The following is a 10,456-nucleotide window of genomic DNA, read 5'->3' as shown; positions in this document are numbered from 1 at the left end:
GCGAAGAGCTGCTGGCGCAGCCGAATTGGCGCACCATTCGTAAGCGTCTGCGCGACTTCGAAGGTCGCGGTCGCGGCGCGTCCAGCGTCGGGAACTGATTGGAACATGGCTCACGGGACTTGGCTCAAATGCGGTTGAGCGACATTCCGGAACGGCCCCTGCAGATCGTTTACTTCGATCACGTGAAGATCGAAGACTATGTCGTCGACGAGCGGACGGGCGAAACAGGCTATCCGTGGCTGACTTTGGCGATCGACGCCAATACGCGCATGATTGCCGGCTTTCACCTTTCGCTGGCGCCGCCGTCGCGCGTCTCGCTCAGCCTGTGTCTGCTGCACGCCGTTTGCGACAAGGCGCGCTGGATGAACGAGCACGGGCTCACTGGCGATTGGCCCGCCGCCGGGCTCCCCGAAACCATCGCGATCGACCCGCAGAGCATTTTCGGTTTTCGCCAATTGGCGCGCGCGTGGCGCGATCAGGGAATCGCGACGGCGTCCGAATCGATCAGTTCAAGCGTTTTTGGCGTGCGCGCCACGCATATGTTCGGTGGCCGGTTCGGCAAAGTCGCCGTCGCCAAGGCCAATGGCGTGAGCTGGACGCCGAGAGCGCCGCGTCATCTGCGACGCGCGCTGGCGCGCGACATACGCGAGGTGGAATTCGCCGTCGGCGACGGCCTCGTCAATGATTATCATCATCGCGCGCACAAGGACACGGGACGCACGCCGCTCGACGGCTGGCGGGAGGCCGAAGCGGCGGCGCCGCTGCGCGCGCCGCAAGATTGCATGCGCTTTCGACTGTCCCTTCTGCCTGACGCCCTCTGCGCCCTCAGTTCAAGCGGCGTCAGCGTGCTTGGAGAAACATTCTGGTCGCCAGGGCTCGCTCGGCTGCATCGAGAAGGGCGCGAACTCGTGGCGGTCAAATTCGATCCGCGGGATCTTTCGCGGATTTTCGTTCAGGAGACCGGCGCGGGGTCCATGGAAGCGACGAATGTCGCGGCGACGGACGGCGGCGACTCGGACGAAGCCTGCCGTCGGAATTGCAAACTGCTCGTCGCTTCGCTCAGGATTCGTGACGCCGATTGCAGAGCCGCCGAAAGCGCTGCCGAAGCCGGATGCGGCTGCGCCTGCCCAGAGCGATTCGGCCGCCAAGTGGCGAGATGCGCCGCCCGGATCGGCGACGACGAGGGATTTCCGGAGATCGATCGGGCGAAACGTCGTCACCACGCCTGCATGCCTCTGTCATAGGCCGGAGCGTTACATCAGACTGGCGGCGCCGATTCGTGACCTCCCTCGAACGACTCGGACCTTCGCTCTATGATTTTTGTTGCGACAGCTCTCTGCAAAAGTTCAGCATCAGGTCGCGCAATTCAGGCTCCTCGACGAGTCCGGCGGCGACGACGCACTCGAACCATCGGGTGGCGCGCTGCTTCTTCTCGCGCCATTTCTTGCGTTGCTTTTGTACGCGCAGAGAAAACACTTCGACGCGGCAGTCGACGCTCGCGCCGCTGTCGAGGCGTTTTTCATAGCGGAAATCGCCGAGCTTCGCTTTGTCCATCTTGCCGATGAGCCCGGCCTCCTGCACCGCTTCGATCGCCGCGACGATATGTGGTTTGCGGCCTTTCATCGGCCAGCCCTTCGGTATCACCCAGCGCTTTGTGTCGCGGGAGGTGACCAGCATGATCTCCAGGCGCCCGCTATTCATGCGCCAAGGCAAAGCCGCGTATTGCGTGCGAAGGACAGAAGCCGCGCCGACGCGCTTCTTCTTCGCTTTGGGCGTCTTCATGCCGCGAACCTCGCAAGCGCGTAGAAGGTCGCGGCGAAAAAGGCGGCCATCGGCATGGTGATGACCCAGGCGACAACGATGTCCTTCGCGACATTCCAGCGGACCGCCGCCACGCGCCTCGACGCGCCCACGCCAATGATCGCCCCGGTGATCGTATGCGTCGTCGACACTGGCACGCCCAGCGCCGTCGCGAGAAACAGGGTGATCGCGCCCCCCGTCTCGGCGCAGAACCCTTGCATGGGCGTCAAGCGGGTGATCCTGGATCCCATCGTGCGCACGATCCGCCATCCGCCAAACAAGGTTCCAAGGCCCATGGCCGCCTGACAGGCGATGACAACCCAAAAGGGCACGTGGAACTCGCCGCCGAGCGCCCCGTGCGAATAGAGGAGCACCGCGATCACCCCCATGGTTTTCTGCGCGTCATTGCCGCCATGGCCCAGCGAATAAAGGGAAGCTGAGGCGAATTGCAGGATGCGAAACATCGCATCGACTCCGCCCGGCGTCCGCCGCACGAAGATCCAGGACACGAGCAGGATCAACGCGAGCGCCAGGACGAATCCGAGCGCAGGCGACAATACGATCGCTACGCTGGTCTTGAGCAGCCCGTTCCAAACGATCGCGGAAGCGCCGACCTTGGCCACGCCGGCGCCCACAAGGCCGCCGACGAGGGCGTGCGAACTCGATGACGGAATGCCCAATCCCCATGTGATCAGATTCCAGACGATCGCCCCCATCAGCGCGCCGAACACCACGAAATCATCCACAATATCGGGCGATACGATGCCAGCGCCCACAGTTTGCGCCACATGAAGCCCAAAAAACAGGAAGGCGATGAAGTTGAAGAAGGCGGCCCAGGCCACTGCGAATTGCGGACGTAGAACGCGGGTCGAGACGATCGTCGCGATGGAGTTGGCGGCGTCGTGCAGACCGTTCAGGAAATCGAAGATCAAAGCGACCGCGATAAGCCCAATGAGATACGATGAAAAGTTCTGCAAGCGTCGTCCCTAAGTATGCTCGATGACGATGCCGGCGACACGGTCGGCGACGTCCTCAAAGCCGTCAACGACTCTTTCGAGATGGCCGTAGATTTCCGCGCCGACGACGAACGCCATCGGGTCTTTGTGGCGGTGCGCGAGAAACAGCTCCTTCAAGCCCTGATCATGAATGGCGTCGGCCTCGTCCTCAATGCGGGTGATCTCCTCGCTGAAAGCGTTGAGCCTGCCGGCATTCTGGCGCATCAAGCGCAACAAGGGTATGGCGCTGCGCGTGAGTTCCGCCGACTGGACGATAATATCGCCCATCCGCCGCATGGCGGGCTGGAAATCGCGCGTCTCGTAGAGCAGCGTCGCCTTCGCCGTTTGATGCATCTGGTCGATAGCGTCGTCCATCGCGGTGACCAGGTCGCGGATGTCGCTGCGATCGAACGGCGTGATGAATGTGCGGCGAACCGCCAGATGGACCTCGCGGACGATGGCGTCGGCCTCATGCTCCTGGCGACGGATTTCTTGGCTGCAGACGAGCACGCGGTCGCCCCCGTTCAGCAACTCGCGCAAGGCGTGAGATCCGGCGACGAGCGTCTCCGCATGCCGCTCGAAAAGATCGAAGAAGCGCTCTTCTCTCGGCATGAGCGCCTGAAACCAAGACAGCATGGCGCTCTCGCCTCCCGGGAATCGTCACAAAACCGTCATAAACGAGCTCGCGGCACATAGCCGGCGCGGCTGAGAGTGTAAAGCGCCGCAGACGCTGCGGCTGCGACTATTTTTCCGGACGCTGCGTTTTGTTCAACGCCACGGCGCCGTCATGGGAGGCGCGCGCCTCGTCCGGCGCGATGTTGCGCGACAGCACACCTCTTAGCCGCGCCCTGATCTGGCGCGAGGCATGACTGACGCTCACAAGGCCTGTGCGGCTGTAAATAAATGCGCCCTTCTCGCCGACGACGAAATCGCCAGTTTGCAATGTCGGATCCCGGCGGGACAGCGCGAGGTAATAGTCGCGAGATGCGGCCGGATCGTTGCAGGCGCATCTTTCCGTCAGCTTGTCGCGAAAGCTGAACGCCGCCGGAAGCGCTGAATAGAGCTGCCCTTTGGCGTTGCGCGCCTGCTCGATGCTTGCGCCCTCATAGAGCTGCACGCGCGCTGACGGACAGGCGAATTCGCAGGATTGCTGGCCGGAAATTCGCGGCAGTTTGATCAAAGGAAAATAATAGCCGTCGCAAGCGCGCACGCAGTAGCCGCCGCCGGACATCGAGTCCGTCTCGGTGGTGTTTGCCGGTTCGGGTTTGGCGTAATGAATTGACGTCTTCGGCGCGCGCCTCGGCTGCCGCGGGTGCGCACGCATCGCCCGCCAGGAGCGGTGGAACGAGAACGCCGGAGGTTGACTTGGCCCGAAGAGGAAATCGAAAAGCTCGCCTTGAGCTAAAGTGTCGTGGGGCGAGACGAGCGCCAAGGCGAAAGCGAGAGCGCCGGCGATCCCTATCGCACCCTGGCGGTTGAGCCGCATTCGCCCGTCCCCGTCGACTAAACTTCGACTGGCGACCCCGGCAGGATTCGAACCTGCGACCTACTGCTTCGAAGGCAGTTGCTCTATCCGGCTGAGCTACGGAGCCGTCGACGGCGCAGCTTTCGCCGCGGACCGTATCAGTTCGGCCAACGCGGCGCCAGCAACGCCCGACAGGGTAGTCATATATGGCGACCCCGGCAGGATTCGAACCTGCGACCTACTGCTTAGAAGGCAGTTGCTCTATCCGGCTGAGCTACGGGGCCGAAACAGCCTCAATGCGTCCAGAGACCGATGCGGCTGGTCTTGAAATTATCTGAATAGGATGCGCCGCGCCGCGCCGCCAGATTAGGCTTGGGCTCCTCGAGGCGATAGGGGAGCCCGTTGCGTTCGGCGTAGGCGATCGCCTCCTCCTTGGTGGAAAAATTGAGCCTGACCTGCTGGCGCATGTCAGCGGAGCTCGTCCAGCCCATGAGCGGCTCGATGCTGCGCGGAAGCTCGGGCTCGAAGTCAAGCCGCCACATGTCCGACCCCGGACCGGATTGCGTGGCGCTCGGCGCCGGAAGATAGATGCGTGCGGTCATATGGCCTCGTCGTTGGCTGTGCTCGTAGACGCGTCATGAGAGCGGCGCGCGGCGGCGTTCGCGCTGGTCGGGGCAGCAGGATTCGAACCTGCGACCTGAAGTACCCAAAACTTCCGCGCTACCAGGCTGCGCTATACCCCGCCGGACCAAGCCGCGCCTATGGCGGCCCTGCCCTCGCTCGAAATTCGCTACCACGCACGGCCGCCCCTCACAAGGGAATCGACTAGCGCTTGAACATGCGATGCTGCACCTGGTCCCCGGGGGCGAGCGACATTTTCCGGGCGGCGCCGGCGTTCAGCTCCAGCACCGCATAGGCTGGCTGAGGCGAAGCTATAATTCGTTCCGACATCGGCTCGGTGTCGGCGGCCACGCCCACCACCCGACCGTCACGTCCGATGAAAACCATGTCGAGCGGAATGTAAGTATTTTTCATCCACATCGAAACAGGCCCCTCGGCCTTGAATTCGAACAGCATGCCGTGATCGGCGGGCATTGACTTGCGGAACATGAGGCCGCGGGCGCGCGCCTTGGGCGTGTCCGCAACTTCGACCTTGAAGTCATGCTCCCCCGTCGCCGTCACGATGCGCATGGCTTCAACCGCGGGCCCGGCCCGCGCGACTGTCGACGCGACCAGCGCCAGCAAGAGCGACATGATCAGTGTGCGGAGGAGTTGCGCCGCTCTCATTCGGGTGGGCTCCAAAGAGCCTTGCGCACCATCGATGTCTTCAGTGCGACGGAACGCTTTTGGCGTCGAGCGGCCGCACTTCAGCCGCCATCAGACCCTTTGGACCGCCGCCGTAACGCACAAGGACGCTATCGCCTGGCTTAAGCTCGGTCATGCCGTAGCGACGCACCGTCTCCATGTGCAGAAAAATGTCTTCGGTGCCTTCGCCGCGCGTCAGGAAGCCGAATCCCTTCATGCGGTTGAACCATTTGACGATGGCGATCTCATAGCCGCTTGTCGGGACAATTTGGACGTGGGTGCGCCCGGCGCATGATTGCGACGGATGCACCGCGGTGGTTTCGTCCATCGCGATGACGCGAAAGACCTGCATGCCCTTGACGCGCTTCTGCGCCTCGCAGACGACGCGCGCGCCTTCAAAGGCCGTTTGCATACCGCTGCGGCGGAGAATGGTGACATGAAGGAGAATATCGTCGGAGCCGTCGTCGGGCACAACGAAACCGTAGCCCTTGGCGACATCGAACCATTTAATCCGTCCTGCGACTTCGACCAATTCGAGACCGGTCTCATCGGATTCTGTCGCGCTCGTCGTCAAATCATCCTGAAAAGTCACTTTAGCGCTCACCGACCAACTCCCCGTGCTGATCCAGAGCATTCGACTGGCGCGCGCTGGCGATAATCCTGAAGCGCGAATCACCCCGCGTCGCTCATGAATCACTTCTAACAAGATAACACCCGCGGCGCGCCATCCAACCGTCAATTTTTGTACACTGGCGAATGTCTGTGGATACGCGCTCCGTCGCCGCGCGAATTGGCGAAGCCATTGTCGCTGAAACTGAAACATGCGTGCGTGCGCGACGACGCGCGCAGCGATATTGCGCAATAAACGCGGATTCTGTCGCGGACAAAATTGGCGGAGACGCCCAAAATCTTTGACCCTGTGGCCCCTGCGCCACATCGACCGGGATTTGACAAACGCGCCCCGGGCGCGCAATCGGAAGCCGGCGAGCGTCGCGCGCCCTGTCGCCCGCCCGCCTTTTCCTCGGTTGGAGCGCCGCAATGACCCATTCGTCGACCGCGCCAGCGAGCGCGCCCATGAGCGTTCACGCTACTCACAGCGGTTCTGCGCGAATTGATCCTCGCTATGACCTCGCCGCGCTTGTGGCGTCCCGCGAGAGCGATCGCTTTGCGCTGCATACAAAACACCTCAATGAAATGTGGGTGCGCGTTCTCAAGACGATCGGCTATGACGTTGGCTTCACCCGGGGTCTTGGGCCGTATTTGTGGGACCGCAAGGGCGACCGCTATCTCGATCTCCTCAGCGGCTGGGGAGTCTTCGCGCTCGGACGCAACCATCCGGCGGTGCGCGACGCGCTCGTGAGCGTGCTCGACGGCGAACTCGCCAATCTCGTGCAACTCGACGTTTCAGTTCTGGCCGGCGTTCTCGCGGAAAAGTTGCTCGACTACGCGCCTTGGCTGGAAAAGGTGTTTTTCGCCAATTCGGGCGCCGAGGCGGTCGAAGCGGCGATCAAGTTCGCGCGCGCGGCGACGGGTCGTCCCGGGATCTTGCATTGCGCGCATTCCTTTCACGGTCTGACCTATGGTTCGCTGTCGATGAACGGCGACGAAATTTTCAAGAAGGGTTTCGGACCGCTGCTGCCCAACGCGCGCGAGGTCCCGTTCGATGATCTCGACGCGCTCGAACGCGCTTTGGCCGGGCGCGACGTCGCCGCTTTCTTCGTCGAGCCGATCCAGGGCAAGGGCGTCAACATTCCGCAAGAGGGCTATCTTCTCGGCGCGCAGGCGCTCTGCCGCAAATACGGAACGCTGTTCGTCGCCGACGAAATTCAAACGGGAGTAGGCCGGACGGGCCGGTTCTTCGCCATCGATCACTACCCCGGCGTCGAACCCGATATGATCGTTGTCGCAAAAGCGCTTTCCGGCGGTCATGTGCCGGTCGGAGCGGTGCTCACGCGCAAATGGATCTTCGACAAGGTCTTCGACCGCATGGATCGCGCCGTGGTGCACGGCTCGACCTTCAGCAAGAACGATCTCGCCATGGCGGCCGGCGTCGCGACGCTGGACGTGTTGAAGAACGAACGGGTGATCGAGAATGCGGCCAAGACGGGCGACCGTCTGCTCGCATCGTTCCAACGAATGGCCAGCGGCTACGAACTCGTCGCCGACGTGCGCGGCAAGGGCCTCATGATCGGAATCGAATTCGGGCCGCCGAAGTCGTTCAAACTGAAGGCCGCTTGGAATCTGCTGGAGACGGTGAATTCAGGCCTGTTCTGCCAACTCATCTCCATCCCGCTGTTTCGCGATCATAAAGTGCTGACGCAAGTGGCCGGACACGGCAATCACACGATCAAGCTGCTGCCGCCGCTCATGATTTCCGATGAAGATTGCGATTGGATCGAGCAATCCTTCGACGCCGTCATCGCCGACGCGCACAAGGCGCCATCCGCCGTCTGGTCGCTCGGCAAGACTCTGGCGGAACACGCGATCAAGGCGCGAATGAGCGGCTGAGCGCTTTGCCTCGACGCTCCAGCGAGGACGCGAGAGTCGCGCTCAAGCCGCCGGCGAAGGCTGCTTTTCCACTTCGCGCGAATAGTCTCCGATCAACGCGCGCGAAAGCTCGCCAGGCGTGAAGCGATAGACGCCGATTTCCGAAACGGGCGTCACTTCTGCGCCGGTGCCGCAGATGAGGCACTCCGAAAATGACGCCAGTTCCTCAGGCATGATCCGGCGCTCAATGACGTCAACGCCGCGTCTTTTCGCGAGGTCAATCACCGTACGCCGGGTGATGCCGTCAAGGAAACAATCGGCGATCGGCGTATGCAGCGCGCCGTCCTGAACAAAAAAGATGTTTGCGCCAGTGCATTCGGCGACTCGGCCGAGCCAATCGTACATCAGCGCGTCGGCGAACCCGCGCCGTTCCGCGCGGTGCTTCGAAATGGTGCAAATCATATAAAGACCTGCGGCCTTCGCCATCGAGGGCGCCGTCAGCGGATCGGGCCGCCGATATTCGGCGATGTCGAGCTTGATGCCTTTCATCTTGGTCTCGACATCAAACATGCTCGGCCAATCCCAAACGGCGATTGCGACGTTGATCGTCGAATTCTGCGCCGCGACGGCCATCATTTCGCTGCCGCGCCAAGCAACCGGACGCACATAGCAGTTCGACAGGCCGTTGGCCTTTACGGTCTCATGCTTTGCGGCGTCGATCTCTTCGACGCTATAGGGAATCTCGAAATCGAGGATCCGAGCGGACGCCTGGAACCTCTCGGAATGTTCGCGCGATTTGAAGATCGACCCGCCGTAGGCGCGCTCGCCTTCGAAGACGCAGGACGCGTAATGCAGCCCGTGCGAGAGAACGTGAAGCTTCGCTTCGCGCCACGGAACGAGCGCACCATTGTACCAAATGAATCCGTCGCGCTGATCGAAGGGCGGAAGCGACATGGCGAACTCCGGGAAGACGCGATCGAGAGGCCAAACAAGGCGCTGCGACGCTTGGTCAGCACTAGCTATCGGTCAGATTTATGTCAATATAGTTGACGTAAATAGCGCGCGCCAAAACGTCAGGCAATAAATAGCGTGGATGAACTCGTAGCGAGAAAAATGTCCGAGCCGCCCGGCGTCGCCGCTTGGCGGAATACGGCCGCAGAAGCGGCCGTCGCCACGGGCGACGGCGACGCTCTCGAACTCGTGGAATTATTTTTTTTCGCCTACCGTGATTTTGTGGGCGACGCCGACCGGCTGCTCGAGAATTATGGATTCGGACGGGCGCATCACCGCGTGCTCCATTTCGTCAACCGTCGCCCCGGCCTCACCATCGCCGCGCTGCTGGATATATTGAGAATCACCAAGCAGAGCCTGAACCGCGTGCTAAAACAACTTCTTGAGGCGGGCTTCGTCGAGGCGCGCGCCGGCGTCGTCGACCGCCGCCAACGTCTTCTCTATCCGACCCCAAAGGGCGCGACGCTCGCGCGCGATCTGGCGGCGCTGCAATCAGCGCGGTTTCGGAAAGTCATGGACGAGCTCCCGCCTGCGGCGCGCGGCGCCGCCTCAAAATTCCTGTTCGCGATGATCGACTCCGGCGAGCGGGAGCGCGTTCGAGCGCATCTTGCCTGCGCCAAGGCAGCTGGCGGCGCGACATGACGGCTTTTCCGCAACGCGCCGGGCCAAACGCGAAAGCGGCGCATATCCTCGTCGTTGACGACGATCAGCGCATTCGCACCCTGCTGTCGCGCTATCTGATGAACGAAGGCTATTTCGTCAGCGCTGCAGCCGACACGAGGGAGGCGAGCGAAAGAATGCGCGACATCGCCTTCGATCTCATCGTTCTAGATGTCATGATGCCTGGCGAAAGCGGCACGGCCTTCGCGACGCGGCTGCGCAAGAGCGCTGAACCGCTGCGCTCCGCGCCCATTCTGATGCTGACGGCGCTTACCGAGACGGCGGACCGCGTCGAAGGGCTTGAAGCCGGGGTGGACGACTATCTCGCCAAGCCTTTCGATCCGCGGGAATTGTCGCTGCGCATCGCGAGCATATTGCGCCGCGCGCGTCCCGCAGAACCCGCAGGACCAAAGCGCTTTGGCGATTTTGTCTTCGATCCGTCGCGCGGCGAATTGCTGCACGACGGCGCGCCGGTCCGACTTACGACGCGCGAGCGCGATCTGCTGCGGGCGCTGGCCGAAAGCGGCGGCGCCATTGTCTCGCGGCAAACTTTGGCGCACCGTGATCCCGCACGAAGCGCAAGCGAGCGCAGCGTCGATGTCGAGATCGCCCGATTGAGGCGCAAGATCGAGACCGAGCCGAATGCGCCGCGCTATCTTCAGACGGTGCGCGGCCACGGTTACCGTCTGCTCGTCGACCCGCTGTGCGCCAACCGCTGAAATGATAGAGTCGT

Annotated in this window: 12 protein-coding genes and 3 tRNA genes; 4 read left to right on the top strand and 11 right to left on the bottom strand. The window is 62.3% G+C overall.

The features are described 5' to 3' along the window. Positions 1-134 precede the first annotated feature (134 nt). Positions 135-1,244 carry a Mu transposase C-terminal domain-containing protein gene (locus tag NEI07_RS09340; protein ID WP_256034189.1) on the top strand — a complete coding sequence of 370 codons (1,110 nt, stop codon included), beginning with the start codon at positions 135-137 and terminating at the stop codon, positions 1,242-1,244. Positions 1,245-1,311: 67 nt separating this feature from the next. Here NEI07_RS09340 and NEI07_RS09335 read toward each other — a convergent pair whose 3' ends face one another. From NEI07_RS09335 to NEI07_RS09290, 10 genes are all read right to left on the bottom strand, one after another. Beyond that, a complete protein-coding gene (locus tag NEI07_RS09335) occupies positions 1,312-1,782 on the bottom strand; it encodes an NUDIX hydrolase (protein WP_256034187.1) in 471 nt (156 codons plus the stop codon). Then, positions 1,779-2,777: an inorganic phosphate transporter gene (locus NEI07_RS09330; protein WP_256034186.1), complete on the bottom strand. Its 999-nt coding sequence runs from the start codon at positions 2,775-2,777 to the stop codon at positions 1,779-1,781. The genes NEI07_RS09335 and NEI07_RS09330 overlap by 4 nt, the downstream gene beginning before the upstream one ends. Before the next feature lie 9 nt (positions 2,778-2,786). After that, the gene (locus tag NEI07_RS09325) at positions 2,787-3,431 is read right to left on the bottom strand and encodes a DUF47 domain-containing protein (protein ID WP_256034185.1); all 645 of its coding nucleotides are present in this window, start codon (positions 3,429-3,431) and stop codon (positions 2,787-2,789) included. A 106-nt stretch (positions 3,432-3,537) separates the two neighbouring features. Then, on the bottom strand, positions 3,538-4,281 hold the full coding sequence (locus tag NEI07_RS09320) for a DUF2865 domain-containing protein (protein WP_256034184.1): 744 nt from the start codon (positions 4,279-4,281) through the stop codon (positions 3,538-3,540). Positions 4,282-4,310: 29 nt separating this feature from the next. Next, positions 4,311-4,387: transfer RNA gene (locus NEI07_RS09315), tRNA-Arg, on the bottom strand. Between the two features lie 80 nt (positions 4,388-4,467). Next, positions 4,468-4,544: transfer RNA gene (locus NEI07_RS09310), tRNA-Arg, on the bottom strand. 9 nt (positions 4,545-4,553) lie between these two features. Further along, positions 4,554-4,862 carry an ETC complex I subunit gene (locus NEI07_RS09305; RefSeq protein ID WP_014889680.1) on the bottom strand — a complete coding sequence of 103 codons (309 nt, stop codon included), beginning with the start codon at positions 4,860-4,862 and terminating at the stop codon, positions 4,554-4,556. Between the two features lie 64 nt (positions 4,863-4,926). Next, a tRNA-Pro gene (locus NEI07_RS09300) sits at positions 4,927-5,003 on the bottom strand. Positions 5,004-5,085: 82 nt separating this feature from the next. Further along, positions 5,086-5,547 (bottom strand): DUF192 domain-containing protein, encoded by a 462-nt coding sequence (locus tag NEI07_RS09295; RefSeq protein ID WP_256034183.1) that lies wholly within the window; start codon positions 5,545-5,547, stop codon positions 5,086-5,088. A 40-nt stretch (positions 5,548-5,587) separates the two neighbouring features. Then, entirely contained in the window at positions 5,588-6,199 is a 612-nt protein-coding gene (locus NEI07_RS09290) for a cold-shock protein (protein WP_256034182.1), read from the bottom strand. Positions 6,200-6,639: 440 nt separating this feature from the next. On the opposite strand from NEI07_RS09290, the gene NEI07_RS09285 reads away from it, so the two are divergent. Beyond that, complete coding sequence (locus NEI07_RS09285) at positions 6,640-8,073, top strand: aspartate aminotransferase family protein (protein ID WP_256034181.1); 1,434 nt, start codon at positions 6,640-6,642, stop codon at positions 8,071-8,073. 42 nt (positions 8,074-8,115) lie between these two features. Here the strand turns inward: NEI07_RS09285 and NEI07_RS09280 are convergent, their stop codons facing one another. Continuing rightward, entirely contained in the window at positions 8,116-9,006 is an 891-nt protein-coding gene (locus NEI07_RS09280; RefSeq protein ID WP_256034180.1) for a branched-chain amino acid aminotransferase, read from the bottom strand. A gap of 159 nt (positions 9,007-9,165) precedes the next feature. Between NEI07_RS09280 and NEI07_RS09275 the strand changes: the two genes are divergently transcribed. After that, positions 9,166-9,705 (top strand): MarR family winged helix-turn-helix transcriptional regulator, encoded by a 540-nt coding sequence (locus tag NEI07_RS09275; RefSeq protein WP_305123677.1) that lies wholly within the window; start codon positions 9,166-9,168, stop codon positions 9,703-9,705. Beyond that, the gene (locus NEI07_RS09270; RefSeq protein WP_256034178.1) at positions 9,702-10,442 is read left to right on the top strand and encodes a response regulator; all 741 of its coding nucleotides are present in this window, start codon (positions 9,702-9,704) and stop codon (positions 10,440-10,442) included. The genes NEI07_RS09275 and NEI07_RS09270 overlap by 4 nt, the downstream gene beginning before the upstream one ends. The last annotated feature ends 14 nt before the right edge of the window (positions 10,443-10,456 follow it).

The sequence above is a fragment of the Methylocystis suflitae genome, assembly GCF_024448135.1.
GTDB lineage: Bacteria > Pseudomonadota > Alphaproteobacteria > Rhizobiales > Beijerinckiaceae > Methylocystis > Methylocystis suflitae.
The sequence above is the reverse complement of the archived record's forward strand: the minus strand, read 5'-3'. Positions and strand labels throughout refer to the sequence as shown.